Source organism: Brevundimonas sp., assembly GCF_036400995.1.
Taxonomy (GTDB): domain Bacteria; phylum Pseudomonadota; class Alphaproteobacteria; order Caulobacterales; family Caulobacteraceae; genus Brevundimonas.
Window position 1 is genome coordinate 21,887 of the sequence record NZ_DASWWG010000109.1, and the last position, 22,923, is coordinate 44,809.

Consider the following 22,923-nt stretch of genomic DNA (forward strand, 5'->3'; position numbering starts at 1 on the left):
CCGGCGTCGCTGTTCGGGCTCGGTGCCCGGCCTTAGGCCACCCGGGTTTCGTCCTGATCGAACATCATCTTGAGGCGGCTGATCAAGGCGGCGCCGTCGTTGCGCTCCAGTTCGGCCAGGGCGTCGGGCGGGAGGGGCGCCCGCGCCATGGACCAGCCGGGAAAAAGGCGGTCCTCGACCGGGCGCCGGTCCAGGATCCTGATGTCGACGTGCCGGGTGTCCCGCGTCAGGCAGTCCAGCAATGTGTCGAGCTGTCGACCGGGCCCCTCGAGCACCTGGACATAGGTGCCCTCCGAATAGGCCAGCACGCCGGTGATCCTGTGGCGCGCGTTGGCCCAGATCGAGACCGGCAGGATCGCATCAAGGTCCGCCCTGAGCCGGGACGTGTCGGGACGGCTGCGATAGATCAGGCGTTGGAGGTCGGCGGTCGGGGACGGCGTCATCGGGGTGAGGCGGTCGGTTGCGGGGTCGGGTGCGCGTAAAGGTCCGGCAGCCTGATCCGGTTCCCGGGGGCTGATGGGGCGCGGCGCGGCGTCGCAGGGGCTTACGAGGCGCCTGCGGGTCCAGGCCGGTCGGCGGCGTCGGCCGAGGGGATACGGGGCGCCGGGGCCGGTCCGCGGCTTCGGCGCACGCCGATGACATCCCCCATCCGCCAGATCGTTTCGCCGAAGACCACCCTGCCTTCGGCCAGCGTGATCCGCAGGCGCGTGGGGGTCGGATCGGTCGGGTCGAGCAACCGCAAACGTGCGCCCAGGGGGTCGAGCTGAAGAAGCTGCGCCGGCGCGGCGCCGGTCGCACAGGCGCTCACCACACAGGGTTCCGCGCGGCGTTTGCGGCCCATGAGGCGGCGATCGGGACGGGCGACGGGAAAGCTCATGTCCGGGACCTTGCCGGTTCGGGATCAAGATCCGCTTAAGCGGCGGGGTTAAGCCGGCTTCAGGAGTCGTCGTCTGTAGTGGGGGACGCCGCGCCCAGCGCCAGGCGGGTGCGTTCGTACTCCTCGAGAATTCTCTGACGCCGCGCGTCTCCGAAACGGTCCAGCGTCCGGTACGGCATGGCCAGGCGGTGCAGGCCTGACAGCCGGTCGCGATTCCGTTCGAGGAACCCCCAGTACAGCCTGTTGAACGGGCATGCCCCGTCGCCTTCGCCGGACTTCACGTCGTAACGGCACGCGCCGCAGTAGCGACTCATCCGGTTGATGTAGGCGCCGGACGCCGCATAGGGCTTGGAGCCGACGATGCCGCCGTCGGCGAAGGTCGCCATGCCGCGGGTGTTGGGCATCTCCACCCACTCGAAGGCGTCGGCGTAGACGGTCATGTACCAGTCGTCGACGGCGTCGGGGGCCACGCCCAGCATCATGGCTAGGTTGCCGGTGACCATCAGCCGCTGGATATGGTGGGCATAGGCGTGCGTGCGGCTGTTGGCGACGGCGTCGGCCACGCAGCGCATGTCGGTTTCCCCGGACCAGTAGAACCAGGGCAGGGCGCGATCCGCGTCCAGGGCGTTGCGGGCGCGGTACTCCGGAACCTTGAGCCAGTAGACGCCGCGCACGAACTCGCGCCAGCCGAGGATCTGACGGACGAAACCCTCGACCGCGTTGAGCGGGGCCCGTCCGGAGGCATGGGCCGCCTCGGCGCGCCGACAGACGTCCAGCGGGTCCAGCAGGCCGAGATTGAGCGAGGTGGAGATCAGGGCGTGCCACATCCACGGCTCGCCCTCGAGCATCGCGTCCTGCCAGTCGCCGAACCCGGGCAGGACGTGGTCGATGAAGGCCTCGAGGACCTCCTCCGCCTGGGCCGCGCTCGTCGGCCAGGCGAAGGCCTCGAGCGTTCCGAAATGGTCCGGGAACAGGCGCGCGACGTCGGCGATCGCCTCGCGCGCCACGGCGTCCGGAGCCGGGCGCGCCCGGGGCGGAGGACGCAGGTCCTGCGGCGGGCGCTTGCGGTTGTCCGCATCGAAATTCCACAGGCCGCCCACCGGGTCCGGCCCATTCATAAGCAACCCGGTTGTGCGCCGCATGACGCGGTAGAAGTCCTCCATGCGCAGGGTGCGCCGGTCCTCCGCCCACCGGCGGAACGCGCCGTGGGTGCAGATGAAACGGCTGTCCTCCAGGACCGTGACCGGAACCGGCGCGGTCGCGGCGAAGGCCTGCAGGGCCTGCGCCAGGCGCCATTCGCCGCATTCGGTGACGACCACCCGGTCGAAGGCTTCGCCGGCGAGCGTGCGCTGCAACTCGCCGACGATGGAGCCGCTGTTGTCGGGATCGTCGATCCGCACGTACCGGACATCCAGGCCACGGGCTTCGAGTTCAAGGGCAAAGGTCCGCATGGCCGCGAACACCAGGGCGATCTTCTGCTTGTGATGACGGACATAGGTCGCCTCGTCGCGGACCTCCGCCAGCAGGATGAGGTCGGTTGCAGGGTCGACATCCCGCAGGCCGGCCAGGCCGGCGGACAACTGATCACCCAGCACCAGCCGGAGGGTGCGCATCGCGGTCATGTCCGGCTCATTCCGCCTGTCGGCCGGCCCTGACCCTCGTGAGCGCATCGCGCGCGCATCAACGAAGGCTGGCCCGGGCTGCCGACCGCCCGGGCGTGCGGTGCGGGAGCGTCTCGGAGACGGCGGCGGAGCCGGGAGCGCGCGATGAAGGGCGCGGGCATGAGGATCTCCTGGGGTCTGGAACGTGAAGGACCGGGGGCGGTCTCCGGAACCGCCGCGCGCGTGTCGGCGTTGCCGCGTCCATGAGAAAACCGATCCGGACCCTGTTGATCGTCGGCGCGGCGATGGTCGCCCTCGGCGGGTACGCCGTCCTGCAGCGCGGCCCCGTCGGCAATCCGGCGGTGCCGGCCCCGACGAAACCCGTGGACGTCGAGCGATACTCCGGCCTCTGGTATGAGCTGGCTCGGTACGAGAACGGCTTCGAGCGAAACTGCGAGGCCGTGACCGCCCGCTACGCCCTGCGCGAGGACGGCGAAGTCTCCGTGCTCAATACCTGCCGCAGGGGCGGCGTCGACGGTCCCGAAAGCCGCTCCGAGGGACGGGCGAGGATCGTCCAGGACAGCGGCGGCGCGCGCCTCAAGGTGTCCTTCTTCGGCCCCTTCTACGTCGGCGACTACTGGGTGCTCGACCGGGCGGACGACTACGCCTGGTCCATCGTCGGCGAACCGTCCGGCCGCTACCTCTGGCTGCTCAGCCGGACGCCCGATCCGGATGCGCGGACCCGTGCCTTGATCACGGAACGCGCGCGCGCCCTCGGTTACGATATGGACCTGGTGCGCTGGACCCGTCACGAGGGCGTCGATTGAACCGGCGCGGCGCCCGGCGGGCGGGCGCGTCGACGGCGCGCGTCCGAAACCAATCTCAAACGGGAGGGGCGCGGCGCCGGACACGGACGGCCGCCGCGCGCTGACGCGCGTTTGCTCCGGAACTCTCTGTCGTGTCGGCGTCACCAGGCGATCGGCGCGCCGTCCCACGCCAGGAAACGGCCGCTGTCGGCGGGGCCGAGCCCGTCCATGACCGCGACCAGCGCCTGCGCCGCCTCTTCGGGCGCCAGGGTCTTGCGGCCCGGCTGTCCGGCGACGAAGGGGGCGCTCAGGGGCGTCCTCACCGTGCCGGGGTGAAGCGCCACGCAGACGCCGAGCGGATGGGTGCGGCGCAGTTCGACGGCGAGGGTGGCGATCATCATGTTCAGGGCGGCCTTGGAGGCCCGGTAGCCGTACCAGCCGCCCAGGCGGTTGTCGGACAGGCTGCCGACCCGCGCCGAAAGGGCGGCGATCAGGGCCGGCCGGTCTCGGGGCATTCGGGGCGCCAGGTGCTTGGCGATCAGGGCTGGACCGATGGCGTTCACCTCGAAAAGGCGGGCGAGCGCCTCCGGGCGGATGTCCCGCAGCGCGCGTTCGGGCGCCAGGCCCGGCGCGTGCAGCAGTCCGGTCGCGATGACGATCCGGGTCGGCGTCCCGAGCGCGTCGATGGCCTCCGCCGCGCGGGCGATATCGTCCTCCCGGGTGATGTCGATGTCCAGGAAGATGCTGTCCGGGGACTCCAGCGGCGGCTCGGGCGGACGGCGCCCCAGGCCGACAAGGCGTGTGTCGGGATGATGCCGAAGGAGCGCGGACGCCAGGGCGCGGCCGACCCCGCCGGAGACGCCGACGACCACGGTGATGTCCCGCGACGGCTCCGGAATCGTGTGGATGAGGGGCATGACCTTGGTACGCCCGGCGGAGGTCACCGGATGCCGTGCGCGGTGGGCAGGGCGCGGATCAGTCGCCGGCCCCGGAGGGCGCCGGCCGATCGGCGCTCCAGAGGAAGAGGAAGTCGCGGTTCTCCGCCCAGGTCTGGCCGAGCACCCTGTCGCCGTCCAGGCAGGCGGCGGTGTGATAGGGACCGACGCCGTCGGTGGTCCGGAAGGCCACGCAAAGCCGCCCGTGAGAGCTCGTCCAGCGGCCCGCTTCGATGTCGCTGTCATAGAAGCTGCCGCTCAGCCGCCCGTCGGGCAGAAGGTCGAGCCTCATGGACTTGAAGTACGGCTCATCCGGCCGCGCGGACAGATCCACCGACCAGACGCCGGCCAGGGCCCGGGTCTCGGCCTGGGCCACGGTCTGGGCTTCGGCGGGGGAGGTGGTCAGGAGGAGAAGCAAGTTGAGCAGCAGGGTGTTGCCGGACAAGGGGCGGCTCCGTGGTTAGGGGCTTTCGGTGGAACGAAGTCAGACGGCCTGGTCGGTGATCCAGTTACGCGCGGCGGCCTTCTGCGGATCATGGCCACGGATCAGGTCGTCGACGGTCGTTCTCACCGTCTGGTCCGGTTCGATCGGCGCATCGGGTTGGGGCGTCTCGGTGAAGCCGGCGATCAACGGCAGGTCGACCTCCAGGCCGGAGAGGGGCAGTTTCAGGAAGAAGAAGGCGCCGCCGTTGATGCCCCGGCGGTTGCCGCCGGTCGGCTCCCCGATCAGGCGGGCCAGGCCGCGGGACTTGCAAAGCTGGGCGAAGCCGAAGGTCGCTGAACTGTTGGACGCGTCGCACAGGACCGCGACCGGGCCGCGGAAGCGGCGTCCGGCGGGGCGGATCACCGACGCCGCGCCATCGTCGTCGAAACGCGTGAGCCGGTAGAAGCCCGGCCGCTGGCGGCTTTCCACGGCCTGCTCGCCCCAGTCCAGGAAGCTGCGATCCCAGGTGTCGAGATAGGGATGGAGGGCGTCCGGGGCCCTGCGATAGCGAACCCAGCGCTGCTGGTCGGGCAGGGCCAGATCGGCGTCGATCAGCCGGCTGACGACGAGGTCGCCGCAGTCCAACCCGCCTTCATTGCCGCGCAAATCGACAATCAGGCCTCGCGCGCCGTCACCGGCCAGATCGTCCATCACCCCGCCGAGCCAGGTCCGCCAGTCGAAGCTGGAGTTGTAGAGCGCCCAGCCCGGCATGGTCAGGACGGCGACGCCGTCCGCGGTCCGCTCCAGCGTCCAGGGGTTGGCGTCCCCGGCGGCGGTCGCCGACGGTTCGCGCCCGGCGCGTCGCTCCTCCAGGGTCAGAAGGCCGGCCGTGGCGACCCGGCCGTCGCCCAGGGTGAAACGGGCTTCGTCCTGCAGCGGCAGCAGAAGGGGCAGGTGGATGTCTAAGGTCTCGTATCCGTCGTCGCCGCGGACCTCCATCAGGCTGATCCGCTTGGCGTCGTTGCCGCCGTCAGCCCGAGCCAGGGGGATCAGGCCCCGCAGCAGCGCGCCTGTGTCCACGCCGTTGATAGACCGGACTTCCACGCCGACCGGGAAGAGATTCAGCCCTGTGTCGTCCCGCGTCACGATCATCCGCCGGTCGAGCCAGCGGAAGCGAAAGGGGACGAGGGTGCGGCCCGGGTACATCGCCTGCACGATCTCCGGCCCGGCGTTGTAGGGGCTTGGATAGGTATGACCGCAACGGACGGCGGCGGTGACCCGCGTCAGGGACAGGAGGCGGGCGCGGAAGTCGCCCGGCTCCGCCCATGACCTGGCCAGCCGATCCAGGCGAGCGCTCATCTGCTCCGGTGTGTTGTAGCGATGGAGACCGGGATGGAGGCTCTCCCAGGCCTGCCGAAGGATAGCGATGTCGGGGCTCCAGTCCCCCCCGATGTCGGAACGATCTGCGGCCGCGAGCGCCGGGGCCACGGCGGCGAGGCCGAGCCCCGAAGTCAGTTGCAGAAGGCGGCGTCGGGTCGGCGGTGTCATCTCGGCCTCGCGGAAAGATCGGCAGATCCTTCCACTGCGTCACTCGGTCCGCGCCTCACTTCCGGTGCGGGGGACGGAAAAGCAGGATTTGAGACGTTTGCGCGATACTGCGAGGGCGACACACCGAAGTGGGCCCGGAAGGCGCGATTGAAGCTGGCCTTGGACGCAAAGCCCATATCGAGCGCAAGGGCGAGGAGGTCGCCGCCGTCGCCGTCCCGGATCGCCGCGGCGACGCCTTCGGCCCGCATGCGGTTGATGAAGGTCGAGAAGTTCAGCCCCAGGCCGAGGTTGATGACGCGGGACAGGCGACCGGTGTTGGTCCCGATACGATGGGCGAGGCCCGACAGCGAAAGATCGGGTTCACGCCACCAGTCCGCAGCGCGGACACGGGCCTCGACGGCGGCGGCCTCGCAGGCCCAGTCAACAGCTGAGCGAGCCGAGCCGGTCGAGGCCAGAGCGTCGGGAGGCGTCTCGTCGCCCCGGGTCCCCGGGCTTCCCGGCGAAAGAAGCGGAAGCGCGGAAAACCGGCGGCCCTCGACGCCGAGATAGACGCCCAGAAGGCCGAGCCCGAGGTAGAGACCGGTCTCCTGGAAATAGTTGATGCCGCCGGACGCGAGCGACCACAGCCAGAACCCCGCCTGGAGCGCCACGCCGGCGGACAGGGCGGCGAGGACGAGTTTGAGCCAGGTCAGGGCGAAGCGGTCGTCGTCGCTGCGTTCTTCGACAAGGCGGCGTCGGAACGCGCCGATGCAGGCGGCGGTGGCCGTGGCGTAGGCCGTCAGGCTGATCACCGCCAGCAGGTCGAAGATCGGAGCGATCCAGATCCGATGCCCACCCGTGTACCAGGCCCATTTGAGGTCCAGGGGAAGCAGGAAGGCCGTGGCGAGATAGGTCCACTGCAGTCCGGGCAGAAGGAAGTGGACGCGGACCGGTCCGGATCGGGGGCCCGACGCCAGTGTTCTTGCGTAGAGGTACAGGAACGGGCCGAGCGCCGCAGGCAGGGCCACCGGCAAAAAGGTCAGTCCTCTCCAGGCATCGAAGGCTCCGGCGAAGCCCAGGGCGTAAGGCAGGAGGCAGCCCGCGATCGTGATCAGGGCGCCCGCCAGATAGCGGTCGGCAGGGCGTGCCCGGCCCTTGCCGGCTATGGGGGCGGCGAGGAGAAGGCACTGGAGAATGGCCGCTCCCAGAAGAGCCGAGCGCCAGCCGATGCGGAGTCCGACGTCATCCATCCCGCGAGACTAGTCTGCTCGCTTAGGTCGGAACAGCCGCCGGCGGCGGCCGGGAATCTCCGGGGGGCGGGCGCACCTGCTCCGGAGCGCGCGGCTGACGGCGCGATGCGCGGAACCGGATCAGGGTGTTCGGAGTTCGGTGCGCCGAGCTGGATTGCTCGGTCGAAAAAGCGAAGCCTGAGAACTCGCCTGTCGCGCCGTGGCTTCCAAGAGTGTGGAGGTTTCTCCGGATGATGGAAGAGATTTTCGCGGCTCCCCTGGATGCGGATGGTCGGTCCGGTGTTGTGGTGATCGAACTGCCGTCAGGCGTCAGGATCAGGCTTACGGCGGAGGCCGCGGAGCAGACGTCCCTTCGATTGCTTGAGGCGGCCACGCTGGCGAGGATGCCCTCCCGGTACCGTTGACGCCTTCGGTATCGACACCGCCGTACAGATGTCCTGCCCTTCCGCCACTCCGAAGCGGGTCGGAACTTGATCTTACATCGCCTTGCGTGGCCTCCAGGACGCTAGGACTTCGTTCGCGGCGCGACCCATCGAGGGGCCGGGGAGGCAGGGGCGCCCGAACGCGGGACGTTCGGGAACGCTTTGGAGAAAGTCGGCTTTAACCCTCCCAACAACGGAGGATTTTGCCGATGCAAACCGGAAATGACCATTCGATCAAGACGCTCAACGACCTGATCGAGACGACGCTGGACAGCGTGAACGGTTACCGACATGCGGCTGAAGGCGCGAGCGATCCGGAACTGAAGGCCCTGTTCAATGAGCGGGCCGACAAGCGTCAGGAGCTCGGTCGTCGCCTGCAGGCCGAGGTGCGCAGTTTCGGTGGCGAGCCCGAGGATGACCAGTCGCTCCTGGGCAAGCTTCACAACAAGTTCGCGGAAGTGCGCGGCGAACTCATGGGACGTGACGACCGGGGCGTGGTGGACGAGGTCGAACGCGGCGAGGATTTCATCAAGGCGCGCTTCGAGCGCGCCACCGAGGATTCCAAGCTTCCCGACGCCGTCCGCCAGCGGATCATGCAGGACTACACGACGATCAAGGCGGACCACGACCTGATCAGCGGTCTCAAGCATCGCTGGAATTAAGTCGCTGGACTGCCTGACCGGACCGATCTCCGGGAAGAACGGCCGGGTTCGCTCTGCGGACCCGGCACAGGTCCACTAGTCGGTGTGTGGTTCCGGAAGGCGCCGAGCCGGGCCCGGCCAGCGGAGCCGGGCGCAAGCCCCGAAGGTCCTAACCTGAGCGACATCCTCCGCGTGGTAGAACCGCAGAATTTGGGCAAAGCAGCGGCGAAGGGCCGTTGGAGAAGTCCGTCGACCGGGCCAGCTAGGTCGCAGCCAACTTCCTGTGGGCAAGGCAAAGGGGTGGAAAGCAGACGTTCTCCCTCTTAGACTCGACATACAGGAGAACCCTGTCATGGCCTACTTGGTCGCCGTGCAAGTCGCCAACGGTGACTGGCACGCCCATATCGTCGCTCATCCCTCTCAGCGATATCGAGGCGACATTGACGTCCTTGGGAGGACGGTCCCGGCCTATTGCTTCGTCGAAGTTTGGGACGGTGTCCGACGAGAGGATGCAGTACGCTTGGCCCACACCTTGAGGGGCGTCCCGAAAGGGAAGCGGCGAGACGCGATCTTGGAGGCGGCTCGCCCTCTGCGGCTTTCGGCACGGGGTGGGACCATCCGGAACGACTGATGCGCAGCGGGCCTAGCACAGTCCCAGCTGCTGGGGCCGAAACTGGGCACTGGCCAGCCGAACCCTGAAGCGGTCGCTTCCAGATCAATCCAGGCCGTCATTGGCATTGCCGCGAAGAACCGGAAACCTGCGGATGTGTTTGAAGGTGACGCGTAACGTTCGAGGGGCCATTTGACCATGACACCGCCGTCCGCAGAGGGTTCAGCTCAAGCAGAACAGGACGCGGAACGTATCGCCGGGGCTGTCCTGGGCCTGGACAACTCGACGGACCCCTTCGTCGCCGCGGTGCGCGCCACGCGGATGCCGATGATCATCACCGACCCTCGCCAAGACGACAATCCGGTGGTGTTCGCCAACGACTCGTTCTGCCAACTGACGGGCTATCCCCGTTCGGAAATCCTCGGGCGGAACTGCCGCTTCCTGCAGGGGCCGGAAACCGATCCCGAAACGACCCGCCGGATCCATGAGGCGGTTAAGGCGGTTGAACCCATCGAGATCGATATCCGGAACTACCGAAAGAACGGGCAGCCGTTCTGGAACCGCCTGCTGCTCGCTCCGGTGTTCGATGCGGACGGGAAGCTCGCCTACTTCTTCGCCAGCCAGGTCGATGTCACTCTCGAACGGGAACGACTGGAAGGACTTCAGTCAGACAATGCTGCGCTCAACGCAGAGCTCACGGCGCGCCTACACATCGACCACGAGCGGGAGCGGGAATTGGATCTCGCCATGCGCGCGGGCGGACTCGGCGCCTGGAGCGTCGATGTGCGAACTCGCACTCTGGTGGCGTCGGAGGCCTATAAGACGCTCATGGGTTGGCCTGCGGATCAGGTTTTCACCTACGAGGATCGTCAGAGCCTCATCCATCCGGAAGATCGGGACGCGGTGCGCGCCCAGAGTGACGCGACGATAGGCGCGGGCGCCGATTACCATATCGTCCACCGGGTCGTCACGCCGACCGGCGTGACCCGTTGGATGGAGGCCCGCGGGCTCCTGATCCACGATGCCTCGGGCGAACCTCTGCGCATCGCCGGAGTTACAACCGACATAACCGAGCGGGTCCGCGCCGAGCGGCTCCGATCCGCCCTGATGGAGCTCGCGGACGCCCTGCGGGACACCGCCGATCCGGACGACCTGACGCACGCGGCCTGCACGATCGTCGGCCGGACCCTGGAGGTCGATCGCGTGGGCTTCGGCATGGTGGACCGCCGCGCCGAGACCATCACCATCCAGAGAGACTGGAACGCGCCGGGTATCCAGAGCTTGGCGGGCACGCTCAACTTCCGGGATTATGGCAGCTATATCGAGGACTTGAAGCGGGGCGAGACGGTGGTGTTTGACGACGCTCGCCTCGATCCGCGGACGCGGGAGACGGCCGCCGCGCTGGAGGCCATTTCGGCCTTGGCGGTCGTCAACATGCCGCTGCAGGAGCAGGGTGAGACCGTCGCCTTGTTCTACGCCAACAACGCCATGCCCCGCATCTGGCTGGAGGATGAACTGACCTTCCTGCGCGATGTCGGCGAGCGGACGCTGGCGGCGCGCGAACGGCGCAGGGCGGAGAGACATCTCGCGCGCCTCGCCGAGTCTCTGGAGCGCACTGTCGAAGAGAGGACGGCCGAGCTGATGGCCAGCGAGGCGGCCCTGCGCCAGGCCCAGAAGATGGAGGCGGTGGGGCAACTCACCGGCGGTATCGCGCACGACTTCAATAACCTCCTCACGGCCGTCGCCGGAAGTCTGGAAATGGTCGTGAAGCGGGCGGATCAGGGCCGAATGGAGGATGTGAAGCGGTTCGTCGAGGTCGCCCGAACCGCGACCGAGCGCGCGACGGCCCTTACCCACCGCTTGCTGGCCTTTTCGCGTCGGCAGACCTTGGAACCAAAGGCTACAGACGTCCTCGCTCTCACCAAGGGCATGCAGGATCTGGTACGACGCACCGTGGGGCCGGGCATCGAACTCCGCACGGTCGCCATCGACCCGCCGTGGCCGGTGTTGGTCGATCCCCACCAGCTTGAGAACGCGCTGCTCAACCTGTGCATCAACGCCCGGGACGCCATGCCCGATGGCGGCGCATTGACGATCGGAATCGATAATCTCTCGCTCGGAGATCGAACCCTCCTCGGACCGGACTGTGCACCCGGCGACTATGTGCGGATCAGCGTCACCGATACGGGGGTGGGCATGTCCCAAGAGACGATCGCTCGCGCGTTCGACCCCTTCTTCACCACCAAGCCGCTCGGCCAGGGCACCGGCCTCGGCCTGTCCATGATCTACGGCTTCGTGCGTCAATCCAGCGGACAGGTGAGTATCAGCTCGCGGCCGGGTGAGGGGACCCATGTTTGCATCTATCTCCCCCGGCATCACGGTGTTGTGGAGCCCGTACACAGACGAGGCGAGCCACCCCTGAACCACGACGAGGTGGCTGAAAGCCGGGGCACGGTCGTAATCGTCGATGACGAACCGGATATCCGTATGTTGGCGGCCGAAGCCCTGACGGACGCCGGCTACGACTTCGTTGCTGCCGAAGACGGGCGATCGGGCCTTGCCTTGCTCAGGACCACGCCAGGGGCGGTGCTGCTGATCACCGATGTCGGCCTGCCGGGCGGGATGAACGGGCGACAGCTGGCCGATGCGGCCCGCAGCGAACGCCCCGACCTCAAGGTGCTCTTTGTCACCGGTTACGCAGAGAGCGCCGTGCTGAGCGATCGCGATCTGGAACCGGGTATGCACATCCTCACCAAGCCGTTCGAGCTGGCGACCCTGACCCGGCGGGTCACGGACATCCTGCGCCCTGACCTCTCGCCGAAGACGCTTGCCGTTGACGAGCAATGATTTGAAACAGTTGAGGGGCGCGGTCCGAGAGCTATTCTCTGGTGCATGACATTCCGTATCGAAGACGGCTTCCCGGGCTCCAAGGCCTTTCTCAACATGCCGGCGCTGCGCATCCCCTCTGGCTGGCGAGTCGGCTGGAACGTCCTCTGTTCGGAGATGGAGCACGACCTCACGGGCATTGGAGGCTCCACGCTCTACACCGCCACCAATGAGAGCCGGCGCTTTAACATCGACGTCGCCTTCCGCCCCGAGTTCGATCCCGAGGGCCACTTCGAACTCACCGTCGTCTACTGCCCCTGGCCACGCTCGGAGAGAGGACGGCGTATCAAGGACCAGCCGCTGTCATTCTTGGAAGGGCAGGTCGTCCATTCGTTTGAGACCCAGTCCTACAACCAATTGATTCCGGAGCTCGAGTACTGGATTGCTCGCTGCAGCGTCTGGGAGATCGAGGGCCACTGATAACAAAGCCCCACGCGTTCCTGGAAGCCGTCCAACCGAACATCCGCAATGGGTCGAAAGCGGACGATCAGCTAGTTGTGTTGACGAGGTCCGGTTTCCGGCGGTGAGTGAATGACCGCTCCTGGCGCATTTCTGCCCAAACTCACGTGGCCCGCCCCTCGTGCATGATGGCCATGACGAGAGTCTTGGCCTGGTGGGCCTGTGATTGGCAGTGGGGGCGAATTCCGGTCTGCGCGGCCATCAGCGAGCACAGCAGGCCGCTCGAAAGATCAGCGATTGGGGTCTTCTGGGCACTGCGCCTTGTGGCGATCACGCGGAGTTTTCTCCAGCCACCTTAGGATGCTTGAACCGACAGCGAGAGTGGCGACGAAGACAAGAACGATGATGGGGGACAGGGCGTCGAACAATGGAGCCTCCACGCGCCGACGATACCCTAACGACCGCGCGATGGCCAAGTTCAGTCGAGCGCCTAGAGGCCGAAATTGGCCCCCAAGAGAGATCGGTGGGGCGCATCAAAGAGATGCGATGCGGCTCCCATGGGAGCATGGAGGAAACGTCTGTTCGACGTGCACACACTACGCACACCCGCGTTCCGATAAGCTATTGAAAAAACAAATCAAAAAAATGGGGGAGCGTAGTCCACTAGTGGTCCACTTTATGCCCTTCGAGGAAAGCGTCATTAGAAACAGACACTTGCGGTGGACCACTAGTGACCCGCCGTCCCAGATTGCCGTCGCATCGACCGATTGGCTTGTGCGTCAAATCTAGGTCAAGCTTATCCTTTTTCGCCTCCCTCTGCCGGTTCAGGCCCTACGACGAGGGGGCTGCCTTCAGTGCTAAGCGTGCCAACGAACACGTTTCTGTTGACGGCGATCAGAAACGTGTCCATGAACACGTTCATGAGCGCTTATTTTTCCGGCTGGCACCTCGCACCTGCAGTCTTTACCGCTTCGGATGTCGACAGGATGGCCAACGTTCGGCCTGCAGCTCAACGCGACTGGCGTCGCCGTGGCCTGCTTCTCGCGCCTGATGGATGGGCGCGCTACAGGCCAGCCGACGTAGCGCAAATCGCTGTTCGTCAAATCCTGGGCAGCCTTGGACTTCCCCATCTCAGCGAGCGTCTAGTTTTGGATGAGGTCGTTTCGGCAGTTCTGGCTTGGGCAGCAACTTATCCAGGAGCAGTCGATTATCGTGCCGCAGGCGAAGTTGGCCGTAGCCCGCCATCGCAGCCCAGTCTGCGGTTTTGTCTTGCGCTACCAGACAGCTCGTCGGCAGACGAGCTTGAGTTTCTGATTTTTCAGAGCGGCTCAGACCTCGAGCTTTGGCACGACGCCCAACCTGACCCTAGCTCTTGTCTTCACGTCATCGACTGCAAAAGGCTAGGAGCTACGCTTGTCCAGCGTGCAAACTGCCCTCTCTGGAAGGTCGTAGAAGGACCGTCCAGCGACGAGGTTACGGCTGCTTTGAACTCTGCAGGACGCGGCGACCCTGAAGCGCAGGCGGCTCTGAGCTCGATCGGCCTGGACTGGCGAGTTCCATCGGAATGACTATTGCAAGCCTCGCTGACGGGGAGATGTAAGGATGGCTCGTTCCCGCCCGGATCTCCCTCAAAGTTTGCCGCCTCGCGGTCTAAGCCGAGAGTTTGCGAGTATCTACATAGGCGTCAGCGCCAGTAAATTCGATCAGTTGGTGTCCGACGGACGAATGCCTGCTCCGAAGCGGATCGATGCTCGGAAATTGTGGGACCGTGATGCGCTTGATCGGGCATTTTGGGCACTGCCCGATGATGGCGGCCCTGAAGGCCACAACCCGTGGGACGTCGCGGCGTGATCAAGCGACCGCGCAATGTCAGCTACTACTACGATCGACATGGAAAGATGCGCTGGCGGTTCCGCAAGAAGGGAACGCCCGAGAGCCAAACGCGAGAGCCATTCGGGACTGAACTCTGGTGGTCATGGTATTCCGATGCATCAAAGGCCAGCCCGGTTGCGGTCAATGCCCAGAGGACAAGGCCGGGATCGATTCATGCCCTCGCCGTGGCCTACTACGCCTCCGCTGATTTCCAACGGCTGAGCGCAGCGACCCAGCGAACTTACCGGGGGATTCTCGACCGCTACCGGGACAAGTATGGCGACAACCCAGTCGCCTTGCTGGAAGCGCGACATATCCGCGGACAAATGGACAAGCAGGCAGCGACGCCGACGGCTGCCAACAACATGCTGAAGGTGCTCAGGGCGGTCATGCGGTTCGCGCTTGCGCGCGGTCTGGTTCGAAATGACCCGACGGTGGGCGTGAAAATGCTGCGTTATAGGACCGAGGGTTTCCACACCTGGACAGAGGGAGAAGTCGCCGCATTCGAGAAGCGATGGCCCTTTGGGACCAAGGAGCGACTGGCCTTCGACCTGTTACTCTACACAGCGCAGAGATCTGGCGACGTGCGACAAATGACGCGGCAGCAGGTGCAAGGAGGACGGGTGACCGTCCGGCAGGAGAAGACCGGGCAGCTCGTCGACATTATCCAGCATCCGCAGCTCAGGGCTTCGCTTGCGGCCTTTCCGTCAGAGCATCTTGTTCTGCTGACGACGGAACAGGGCAAGCCATTCACCGCAAAGGGCTTCGGCAACTGGATCAGCAAGGCGGCCGAGCGAGCGGGGTTACCTCACTGTTCGGCTCATGGTCTTCGCAAGGCTGCGGCTCGGCGACTTGCCGAAGCTGGGTGCTCTGCGCACGAGATCATGGCCATTACCGGCCATCAGACCCTCAAGGAAGTCGAGCGGTACACCCGCGAAGCAGGGCGCCGGAATCTCGCCGATAGCGCCATGGAGCGCATGGGCAAGAGCACACAAGCAGAACAACCGTTGTCTAACCCCGGCTTCGCGGTTAGACAAAACTTGGAGTAAATAGTTGAAATTGATGAAGAAATTGACGGGTGTGGCGGACAGGGTGGGATTCGAACCCACGGTAGGCTTCCACCTACGGCGGTTTTCAAGACCGCTGCCTTAAACCACTCGGCCACCTGTCCGTGTCCCGTGAGCGGACACGCCGCATACCCTCAAACGCCCCGTTAACCAAAGCGGAAATGTCCGCGTGGCATCACGATCCCCACAAGGATCGGGATGATGACGGCAAGACTTCTGAAGGGCGCATGCATCGTGGCGCTGCTGCCGCTGATGGCGGCCTGTGCGACCGGGGCGCGGTCGACGGGCGGGGCGCGCATTCCGGTCGTCACCGATCCGGCGCCGATCGTCTCGGGCACCATGCGGCCCTACCAGATCCGCGGCCGCTGGTACCGGCCGGCCGAGCAGCCGGGCTATGACGAGACCGGCCAGGCCTCCTGGTACGGGGACCAGTTCAACGGGCGGCCCACCGCCACCGGCGAGCGGTTCGACATGTACGCCCTGACCGCCGCCCACAAGACCCTGCCGCTGCCCGGACTGGTGGAGGTCACCAACCTGGCCAACGGGCGCAGCATCGTGGTGCGGATCAATGATCGCGGGCCCTTCGTGGACGGCCGGATCATCGACCTGTCCCGCGGCGCCGCCGACCAGCTGGGCATGCTGCAGCAGGGCGTGGGCGAGGTGAGGGTGCGCTATCTCGGGCCCGCGCCGCGCCTCGGCTCGGCCCAGCCGCTGCAGTACGCCGCCGCGGTCCCGCCGGCGCCCCCGGCGCCGCGGCCCGAGCCGGCGCCCGAGGTCGGCGCCTACTGGATCCAGGCGGGGGCCTTCAGCGACCGGCGGGCCGCGCGTCGTGTGGCGGATCGTCTCGGCGACCGGGCCACCGTCGACGTCGCCTCGCGCGGTGATTCGCCGGTTTATCGCGTGCTGGTCGGGCCCTGGGCCGATCCCAACGCCGCGGAAAGCGCCCGTCAGGCCGTGGTCGCACGCGGATATGCCGACGCCCTGTTGATATCGGGCCGCTGACCCTTGCCTCAGTCGGCGGGGTCGCCATTGTGCCCCCGTGACCCACGGCAGATTCATCACGTTCGAAGGCGGCGAAGGCGCCGGCAAGTCCACGCAGGTCGCCCGGCTGGTCGACCGGCTGCGCGAGCGTGAGGTCGATGTCGTTCGGACGCGGGAGCCGGGCGGCTCGACCGGCGCGGAGGAGATCCGCAACATCGCCCTGAACGGCGACGCCGGCCGCTGGTCGCCCCTGACCGAGACCATGCTGATGTTCGCCGCCCGCAGCGACCATCTGGAAAAGACCATCCGCCCGGCGCTGGAGGCCGGCCGCTGGGTGGTTTGCGACCGCTTCGCCGATTCCAGCCGCGCCTACCAGGGCGCCGGCGGGGGCACGCCCGCCGCCTTCATCGAGACCCTGGACGCCGCCATCGTGGGCGAGACACAGCCGGACCTGACCCTGATCTTCGACCTGCCGGTCGAAGTGGGTCTGGAGCGCGCCTTCGGTCGGGGGCTGTTCGAGACCCGGTTCGAATCCAAGGGGCTGGAGTTCCATGAGAGACTTCGCCGCCGTTTCCTTGAAATCGCGAAGGAAAAGTCGGATCGGTGCGTGGTGATCGACGCGGTCGGCGATGAGGATGCGGTGGCGGCGCGGGTCTGGGCGGCCGTGGAGGGGCGGCTGCTGTGAGCGAGCATCCGCGGGACCGTTTCGATCTGATCCCGGACGCCGCCGCCGAAGCCGCCTTCGTCGATGCCCAGGCGCGCGGCCGCCTGCACCACGCCTGGCTGCTGTGCGGGGTCGAGGGCTCGGGCAAGTCGACCTTCGCCTATCGCGCCGCGCGCCGCCTGCTGGGTGCGGCGCCCGATCCGTCGCGGGGGCCGCTGGGGTCCGATCCGTGGGACCCGGTCTCGCGGCAGATTTCGGCCCAGTCGCATCCGGACCTGCTGGTGCTGGAACGGCTGGTCGAGGGCGGCAAGACCAAGAAGTCGATCTCGGTCGATCAGGCCCGCGACCTGCCGGAGTTCTTCTCCAAGAGCCCGTCCCAGGCCCAGTATCGCGTCGCGATTATCGACGCTGCCGACGACTTGAACCTGAACGCCGCCAATGCCTTGCTGAAGGTTCTTGAGGAGCCGCCGGAGCGCGGCGTGCTGTTCCTCGTCACCCACGCGCCGGGCCGTCTGCTGGCCACCATCCGCTCGCGCTGTCGGCGCCTGGCCTTCCCGGTCTGGCCGCAGCACGCGCTGGAGGAGATGGTCCGCAACCGGACCGGCGTCTCGTCGGCCGAGGCGGCGCGCATCGCGGGCATGGCGGGCGGCTCGCCGGGGCAGGCGCTGGCGCTGGCCTCGGGCGCGACCCTGGAAGCCGACCAGATCGCCCAGGACTGGGTAAACGCCGAGCATGTCGACCGGGCCGAGGCGCTCGCCATCGCCGACAAGTTCCGCGGCGCCGAGGGGCAGGAACGGTTCGAGACCCTGATGGACCGGCTGATCGCCGCCGTGAAGGTGCGGGCGCTGGAGGAGGGGGTTTCGGGCGCGCGCTGGGCCGATCTGTGGACCCGCCTGTCCGAACTGCCGGACCGGACGGCCGCCATCAACCTGGATCGCGCGGACGTCCTCGCCGGGGCGCTGGCGGACCTGCAACGCACGAAGGCCGCGCGCGGATGATCATCGACAGCCACGTCAACCTCCACGCGCCCCAGTTCGACGAGGACCGCGATGCGGTCATCGCCCGCGCCCGCGAGGCCGGCGTCCAGCTGATGGTCGAGATCTCCGACAAGCTGTCGACCTTCGAGGCGACGCACGGCCTGGCCATGGCCCATGACGACATCTGGTGCACCGTCGGGGTCCATCCGCACGAGGCCAAGGACTACACGGACCTGACCGCGGCCCGGCTGGTCGAGCTGGCCGGGCGCCCGCGCGTGGTCGGCATCGGCGAGTGCGGGCTGGACTTCCACTACGACCTCAGCCCGCGCGAGGAACAGGCGGCGGTCTTCCGCCAGCATATCGGGGCGGCGCGCCTGACCGGCCTGCCGCTGGTGGTCCACACCCGCGAGGCCGACGACGTCATGGCGGCCGTCCTCGAGGAAGAGCAGGCGAGGGCGCCGTTCAAATTTCTCATGCACTGCTACACCAGTGGTCCGGAACTGGCTGAACGCGCTGCGAAACTGGGGGCGTGGTTCTCGGTCTCCGGCATCGCCACCTTCAAGGCGGCGCAGGAGGTGCGCGACATCGTCGCCGTCATGCCCGCCGACCGGATCATCGTCGAGACCGACTGCCCCTATCTGGCGCCGATCCCGCACCGGGGCCGCCGCAATGAGCCGGCCTATGTCGGCCATGTGTTGGACAAGCTGGCCGAGATCCGGGGCTGGTCGCGCGAGGAGGCCGAGGACCGCACGACCCGCGCCTTCTTCGATCTGTTTGATCGCATCCCCCGGCCGGAGGGCGTCTGAATTGTCGGGCGAGCTGGAAGTCGTGATCCTCGGCAGCGGCTCGTCCGGCGGCGTGCCGCGGGGGGACGGCGACTGGGGCGCCTGCGATCCGGCCGAGCCGAGGAACCGTCGAACCCGGTGCTCGGCCCTGATCCGGCGGCATGGGGCGGACGGCGCGACCAGCGTTCTGATCGACACCTCGCCCGATCTGCGCGCCCAGATGCTGGCGGCGGAGGTCCGGCATGTGGACGCCGTCCTCTACACCCACGATCACGCCGATCAGACCCACGGCATCGACGACCTGCGGGTGTTCGCCATGCGGTCGCGCCGCCGCATCCCGGCCTACATGGACAACGCGACCCGCGAGGCCCTGACTGACCGGTTCCGCTACATTTTCGAGATGGTCGAGGGATATCCGCCGATCCTCGAGCCGCTGGACATCCCGCCGCACGGCGCGCCCTGGTCGGTGTCGGGCGCGGGCGGCGCGGTTCCGGTCGTGACCTTCGACCAGGCGCACGGTCCGATCCGGTCCGTGGGTTACCGGTGTGGTCCGGTCGCCTATTCCAGCGATGTGTCCGATCTGGACGACCGGGCGATCGAGGCGGTGCGCGGCTGTGATCTCTGGATCGTCGACGCCCTGCGCTGGACGGCGCATCCGACCCACGCCCACGTCGACAAGACCCTGGACTGGATCGCGCGGGCGCAGGTCAGGCGCGCCGTTCTGACAAATTTGCATATTGACCTTGATTACAACGCCCTGTCGGCGGTTCTTCCGGACCATGTCGAAGTCGCATTCGACGGCTGGAGCGCGCGGCTGGGGCTCTGACGCGGAGTTCGCGATGATGAAACGGCTTGTTCCCGCATTATGCGCCGCCGCGGTCCTGCTGGCGGCTCTTCCGGCGGCCGCGCAGACCTTCACGCCCGCGGAGGGGGACTTCGTCGCCCGGGACGCCGTGGTCGCCGGGCAGGCGCTGCCGGAGCTGCGTATCCACTACCGCACCCTCGGCACGCCGCGCCGCGGCGCCGACGGCCGGGTCGAGAACGCCGTGCTCCTGCTCCACGGCACCGGCGGCACGGGCGCCCAGTTCCTGTCGCCCCAGTTCGCCGGCGAACTGTTCGGGCCGGGCCAGCCGCTGGATGTGACCCGCTACTACGTCATCATGCCGGACAACCTGGGCCACGGCGCCTCGTCGAAGCCCTCGGACGGCCTGCGCGCCCGCTTCCCGGAGTACGGCTACACGGACATGGTCGAGGCCCAGCGCCGTCTGCTGGTCGAGGGGCTGGGGGTGGATCATCTCCGCCTGATCCTCGGGACCTCCATGGGCTGCATGCACGCCTTCGTCTGGGGCGAGGCCCATCCCGACTTCGCCGAGGCCCTGATGCCGCTGGCCTGCCAGCCCACCGCGATCGTCGGCCGCAACCGCCTGTGGCGCGCCATGCTGCAGGACGCGATCCGCGCCGATCCGGCCTGGCAGGGCGGGGACTACGCCAGCCAGCCCGTGCAGGGGCTGCGCACGGCGGTGGACCTGCTGGTGCTGGCGGGCGGCGCGCCCATGCCGTTGCAGGATCAACTGCCGACCCGCGCCGCCGCCGACGAATGGCTGCAGGGCCAGATCAGCCGCCGCCTGCCGGCGCTGGACGCCAACGATCTCTGGTATCAGGTCAACGCGTCCTGGGATTACGACCCGTCGGCCAACCTTGAGGCGATCACCGCGCCGGTGACCTGGATCAACTCGGCCGACGACTTCATCAATCCGCCCGAACTGGGCCTGTCCGAGCGGTTCGCGCCCCGGCTGCGCAACGGCGTCTATCGCCTGATCCCCAACAGCCCGGAGGGCAAGGGGCACGGGACGCACACCTGGGCGCGGTTCTGGAAGGACGATCTGATCGCCCTGCTGGCCCGGTCCGAATAGGGCGAGCCCTCAGGCGTGCTCGGCCGCGTGAGCCGGGGCGTGATCGTGATGATCATGTCCATGGTCGGCGTGGTCGTGGCCGTGCGAGTCCGCCGTCGCGGCCGCGGCGGTCGCTTCCGGCGCATCCTCGTCCAGGAAGTAGACGCGGCCGCTGGACATGTCCTTCACGGCGGCCACGACCTTGATCTTGCCGGTCGCCTCGGCCTCGGCCAGGGCGGTGTCGGCGGTCAGCAGGCGGGCGACCACCCGGCGGGCGTTCTCCTCGACGGCCAGCCGGGCCTGATCCGGGCCGCCCATGTGCCGGGCGGACAGAACGGCGGGCAGGATCGGCACGATCATTTCTTCCAGCGAGGGGTCCAGTTCGGCCCGGCCGTCGACCACGGCTTCCGCCGCCGCCACGGCGCCGCAGCCGGTGTGGCCCATCACGACCACCAGCGGACACTGCAGGTGCTTCACTGCATAGACGATCGAGGCCAGTCCGCGACGGTCGACGGTGTTACCCGCGACCCGGATGATGAACAGGCGGCCCAGGCCTTGGTTGAACAGGATGGTCGGCGGCGTCCGGCTGTCGGCGCAGCCCACGATGGTGGCGATCGGATGCTGGCCGCCCTGAAGGGGCTCCAGGTCCTGCGCCGTGACGTGGCCCAGCCGGGTGTCGCCGCTCAGGAAGGCCGCATTACCGGCTTTCAGCAGGGCCAGGGCCTCGGCGGGCGTCGGCGCGGGCTCGGGCGTGTGCGCCGGTTCGGGCGGCACATCGACGGCGACCGTCTCGGGGTGATGCGCCGCCTCATGCGCATGGGCGGCCTCGGCGGCCGCTTCCTGCGCGGCGATGACTTCAGGCTCGGGCTGAGGCCCGCCCGTCGACACGTCCGGCTTCTTGCGGCGGCCAAACCAAAGGAAACCCATGCCATCCCCCCGAATGCGGTGCTTCGTTAACCTTTCTGAAGAACCTGGGTATTCGCCGTCAAGGGGGATGCGGTGACGCTTCGATGAAGTTTCCGGTTCCGGCCTCGTCGAGCCTTGCGGACGCCTTGATCCGGGGGCGGCGGTTTCGTACGGCTGAAGCCTGTCTGGGGGGACGCCGATGAAATCCGCCGTGTCGCGCGCTGTCGGCGCCGGTTTGTTGCTCTGCCTTTCCGCGGCGTCGGCGCTGGCGTCCGACCGGCCGGTCAGCATCCTCGCCAGGGCCGGAGGGTCTCTGGCAGAGCGCGAGGCGGATCAACTGCGGTGCGAGGCGCTCGCCCAGCGGGCCCCGCAGACGGATCTGCCGCAAGGAGGCGACCTGGCCAGCGCCATGGGGCGGGGCGGGCACGCCTACGGACGACCGCCGGTCCCGCAGGTCCAGGGGACCACGATCGGCGGCCTGATGAATGTCGTACCGGGCGCGGTCGAGCTTGAGCGGGCGCGCGATCTGGCGGCGGAGTTCTGTCTGTCGAACCTCGGCTATGCGCCGGTGTTGCTGACGCCGGAGGAGGCCGACGCCTTCCGCCGGCTGCACGGGGGACGCAAGCGGAGCTGGGAGGAACAGTTCCTGGCCTCGCCGGACACGGCCGCCCGGATCGCCGCCCTGCGCGCCTCACCCGCGCGCGACCTGCCGAGCTATCGCGCAGAGCCGGAGACGCTCGGCGGGATCCGCATCGATGTGCGGTCCCTGACCGCGACCCCGGGCGTCGTCCAGCGGGGCGGCGTGGCGGCGTCGGGCGCCGCCGCGCGCTGGCGGACCGCGGAAATCGTGGAGCCCTTCGAAGCGCGGATCAGCTCCGGCGTCCTGACCGCTCCGGCCGGCGTCGTGTTCCATCAGGTCGATTTCCGGCCCCAGGCCGAGCCCCTGTTGCGGGATCCGGCGGCGACCTGGTGCGGTCCGCTGACCGAAACCAACCGCGTCGGCGCGCAGGCGACCGAGGTGTGGTGCTTCACGCCGCAGCCGGACGGCTACACCCTGTTCCGGGCCACCGGCCATGCCTGGCAGGCCGGCGTCTATAATCACGGGCCCGTCTTTGTCGGCGTGCGTGAGCCGCTGGTCCTGCGCGAACGCGAGACCGATGCGATGAGCCTGGCGTTCGACATCCGGGTCAGTTCGCTGACCGCATCCAACGTGATCCTTGAGGGCGTGGTGCGTCACGGCGACGAACAGGTCGTCCTGTGGCGGCAGCAGATCCCGATGCGGGCGCGGGCCACGCGCAGCCTGCCGCTGTGGTCGCGGCGGCTGCACCTGACGCGCGTGGAAAGCGGCGTCACCGTCCTGCTGGACGACGCGGGAACCGGCGAGGGGCCGCGCCGCTAGGT

The 22,923-nt window shown here is 67.8% G+C and carries 20 protein-coding genes and 1 tRNA gene; 12 read left to right on the top strand and 9 right to left on the bottom strand.

Translation table 11 applies throughout. The features are described from left to right. Positions 1-32: 32 nt before the first annotated feature. From VGE03_RS14985 to VGE03_RS14995, 3 genes are all read right to left on the bottom strand, one after another. On the bottom strand, positions 33-443 hold the full coding sequence (locus VGE03_RS14985; protein WP_331047277.1) for a BLUF domain-containing protein: 411 nt from the start codon (positions 441-443) through the stop codon (positions 33-35). A 101-nt stretch (positions 444-544) separates the two neighbouring features. Beyond that, complete coding sequence (locus tag VGE03_RS14990; protein ID WP_331047278.1) at positions 545-877, bottom strand: hypothetical protein; 333 nt, start codon at positions 875-877, stop codon at positions 545-547. 59 nt (positions 878-936) lie between these two features. After that, entirely contained in the window at positions 937-2,490 is a 1,554-nt protein-coding gene (locus VGE03_RS14995; RefSeq protein WP_414644972.1) for a cryptochrome/photolyase family protein, read from the bottom strand. A gap of 251 nt (positions 2,491-2,741) precedes the next feature. Here VGE03_RS14995 and VGE03_RS15000 point away from each other — a divergent pair, with 251 nt between their 5' ends. Further along, positions 2,742-3,305: a lipocalin family protein gene (locus VGE03_RS15000; protein ID WP_331047280.1), complete on the top strand. Its 564-nt coding sequence runs from the start codon at positions 2,742-2,744 to the stop codon at positions 3,303-3,305. 140 nt (positions 3,306-3,445) lie between these two features. Here the strand turns inward: VGE03_RS15000 and VGE03_RS15005 are convergent, their stop codons facing one another. The 4 genes from VGE03_RS15005 to VGE03_RS15020 all read right to left on the bottom strand — a co-directional run bounded on the left by VGE03_RS15005 (position 3,446) and on the right by VGE03_RS15020 (position 7,420). After that, positions 3,446-4,201: an SDR family NAD(P)-dependent oxidoreductase gene (locus tag VGE03_RS15005; RefSeq protein ID WP_331047281.1), complete on the bottom strand. Its 756-nt coding sequence runs from the start codon at positions 4,199-4,201 to the stop codon at positions 3,446-3,448. A 58-nt stretch (positions 4,202-4,259) separates the two neighbouring features. After that, positions 4,260-4,664 carry a hypothetical protein gene (locus VGE03_RS15010; protein WP_331047282.1) on the bottom strand — a complete coding sequence of 135 codons (405 nt, stop codon included), beginning with the start codon at positions 4,662-4,664 and terminating at the stop codon, positions 4,260-4,262. 39 nt (positions 4,665-4,703) lie between these two features. Continuing rightward, on the bottom strand, positions 4,704-6,002 hold the full coding sequence (locus tag VGE03_RS15015) for a S41 family peptidase (protein WP_331047283.1): 1,299 nt from the start codon (positions 6,000-6,002) through the stop codon (positions 4,704-4,706). A 185-nt stretch (positions 6,003-6,187) separates the two neighbouring features. Further along, complete coding sequence (locus tag VGE03_RS15020; protein ID WP_331047284.1) at positions 6,188-7,420, bottom strand: helix-turn-helix domain-containing protein; 1,233 nt, start codon at positions 7,418-7,420, stop codon at positions 6,188-6,190. Between the two features lie 631 nt (positions 7,421-8,051). On the opposite strand from VGE03_RS15020, the gene VGE03_RS15025 reads away from it, so the two are divergent. From VGE03_RS15025 to VGE03_RS15040, 4 genes are all read left to right on the top strand, one after another. Then, a complete protein-coding gene (locus tag VGE03_RS15025; protein ID WP_331047285.1) occupies positions 8,052-8,504 on the top strand; it encodes a PA2169 family four-helix-bundle protein in 453 nt (150 codons plus the stop codon). Between the two features lie 787 nt (positions 8,505-9,291). After that, entirely contained in the window at positions 9,292-11,940 is a 2,649-nt protein-coding gene (locus VGE03_RS15030; RefSeq protein WP_331047303.1) for a PAS domain-containing protein, read from the top strand. A gap of 45 nt (positions 11,941-11,985) precedes the next feature. After that, entirely contained in the window at positions 11,986-12,399 is a 414-nt protein-coding gene (locus VGE03_RS15035) for a hypothetical protein (protein ID WP_331047286.1), read from the top strand. A 1,826-nt stretch (positions 12,400-14,225) separates the two neighbouring features. Continuing rightward, the gene (locus VGE03_RS15040) at positions 14,226-15,299 is read left to right on the top strand and encodes a tyrosine-type recombinase/integrase (protein ID WP_331047287.1); all 1,074 of its coding nucleotides are present in this window, start codon (positions 14,226-14,228) and stop codon (positions 15,297-15,299) included. 32 nt (positions 15,300-15,331) lie between these two features. On the opposite strand, the gene VGE03_RS15045 is transcribed toward VGE03_RS15040, so the two are convergent. Then, a tRNA-Ser gene (locus tag VGE03_RS15045) sits at positions 15,332-15,421 on the bottom strand. 97 nt (positions 15,422-15,518) lie between these two features. On the opposite strand from VGE03_RS15045, the gene VGE03_RS15050 reads away from it, so the two are divergent. The 6 genes from VGE03_RS15050 to VGE03_RS15075 are packed head-to-tail and all read left to right on the top strand — an operon-like array spanning position 15,519 to position 20,637. Further along, positions 15,519-16,319, top strand: a complete 801-nt coding sequence (locus VGE03_RS15050) for a septal ring lytic transglycosylase RlpA family protein (protein ID WP_331047288.1) — start codon at positions 15,519-15,521, stop codon at positions 16,317-16,319. Between the two features lie 37 nt (positions 16,320-16,356). Then, positions 16,357-16,983 carry a dTMP kinase gene (gene tmk / locus VGE03_RS15055; RefSeq protein WP_331047289.1) on the top strand — a complete coding sequence of 209 codons (627 nt, stop codon included), beginning with the start codon at positions 16,357-16,359 and terminating at the stop codon, positions 16,981-16,983. Further along, the gene (locus VGE03_RS15060) at positions 16,980-17,960 is read left to right on the top strand and encodes a DNA polymerase III subunit delta' (protein WP_331047290.1); all 981 of its coding nucleotides are present in this window, start codon (positions 16,980-16,982) and stop codon (positions 17,958-17,960) included. The genes tmk and VGE03_RS15060 overlap by 4 nt, the downstream gene beginning before the upstream one ends. Beyond that, a complete protein-coding gene (locus VGE03_RS15065; protein WP_331047291.1) occupies positions 17,957-18,745 on the top strand; it encodes a TatD family hydrolase in 789 nt (262 codons plus the stop codon). Before VGE03_RS15060 ends, VGE03_RS15065 begins: the two co-directional genes overlap by 4 nt. 1 nt (position 18,746) lies before the next feature. Then, on the top strand, positions 18,747-19,550 hold the full coding sequence (locus tag VGE03_RS15070) for an MBL fold metallo-hydrolase (RefSeq protein WP_331047292.1): 804 nt from the start codon (positions 18,747-18,749) through the stop codon (positions 19,548-19,550). 16 nt (positions 19,551-19,566) lie between these two features. Continuing rightward, a complete protein-coding gene (locus tag VGE03_RS15075; protein ID WP_331047293.1) occupies positions 19,567-20,637 on the top strand; it encodes an alpha/beta fold hydrolase in 1,071 nt (356 codons plus the stop codon). A 9-nt stretch (positions 20,638-20,646) separates the two neighbouring features. Here the strand turns inward: VGE03_RS15075 and VGE03_RS15080 are convergent, their stop codons facing one another. After that, positions 20,647-21,543, bottom strand: a complete 897-nt coding sequence (locus tag VGE03_RS15080; RefSeq protein ID WP_331047294.1) for a carbonic anhydrase — start codon at positions 21,541-21,543, stop codon at positions 20,647-20,649. Positions 21,544-21,721: 178 nt separating this feature from the next. Between VGE03_RS15080 and VGE03_RS15085 the strand changes: the two genes are divergently transcribed. Then, a complete protein-coding gene (locus tag VGE03_RS15085; RefSeq protein WP_331047295.1) occupies positions 21,722-22,921 on the top strand; it encodes a hypothetical protein in 1,200 nt (399 codons plus the stop codon). Positions 22,922-22,923: the final 2 nt, after the last annotated feature.

Coding starts and splice junctions, on each gene's coding strand:
- VGE03_RS15035 (WP_331047286.1), top strand. CDS start 11,986: ATGACATTCCGTATCGAAGACGGCTTCCCGGGCTCCAAGGCCTTTCTC.
- VGE03_RS15025 (WP_331047285.1), top strand. CDS start 8,052: ATGCAAACCGGAAATGACCATTCGATCAAGACGCTCAACGACCTGATC.
- VGE03_RS15075 (WP_331047293.1), top strand. CDS start 19,567: ATGAAACGGCTTGTTCCCGCATTATGCGCCGCCGCGGTCCTGCTGGCG.
- VGE03_RS15050 (WP_331047288.1), top strand. CDS start 15,519: ATGACGGCAAGACTTCTGAAGGGCGCATGCATCGTGGCGCTGCTGCCG.
- VGE03_RS14995 (WP_414644972.1), bottom strand. CDS start 2,490: ATGCGCACCCTCCGGCTGGTGCTGGGTGATCAGTTGTCCGCCGGCCTG.
- VGE03_RS15030 (WP_331047303.1), top strand. CDS start 9,292: ATGACACCGCCGTCCGCAGAGGGTTCAGCTCAAGCAGAACAGGACGCG.
- VGE03_RS14990 (WP_331047278.1), bottom strand. CDS start 877: ATGAGCTTTCCCGTCGCCCGTCCCGATCGCCGCCTCATGGGCCGCAAA.
- VGE03_RS15000 (WP_331047280.1), top strand. CDS start 2,742: ATGAGAAAACCGATCCGGACCCTGTTGATCGTCGGCGCGGCGATGGTC.
- VGE03_RS15080 (WP_331047294.1), bottom strand. CDS start 21,543: ATGGGTTTCCTTTGGTTTGGCCGCCGCAAGAAGCCGGACGTGTCGACG.
- VGE03_RS15085 (WP_331047295.1), top strand. CDS start 21,722: ATGAAATCCGCCGTGTCGCGCGCTGTCGGCGCCGGTTTGTTGCTCTGC.
- VGE03_RS15020 (WP_331047284.1), bottom strand. CDS start 7,420: ATGGATGACGTCGGACTCCGCATCGGCTGGCGCTCGGCTCTTCTGGGA.
- VGE03_RS15005 (WP_331047281.1), bottom strand. CDS start 4,201: ATGCCCCTCATCCACACGATTCCGGAGCCGTCGCGGGACATCACCGTG.
- VGE03_RS15015 (WP_331047283.1), bottom strand. CDS start 6,002: ATGAGCGCTCGCCTGGATCGGCTGGCCAGGTCATGGGCGGAGCCGGGC.
- VGE03_RS14985 (WP_331047277.1), bottom strand. CDS start 443: ATGACGCCGTCCCCGACCGCCGACCTCCAACGCCTGATCTATCGCAGC.
- VGE03_RS15065 (WP_331047291.1), top strand. CDS start 17,957: ATGATCATCGACAGCCACGTCAACCTCCACGCGCCCCAGTTCGACGAG.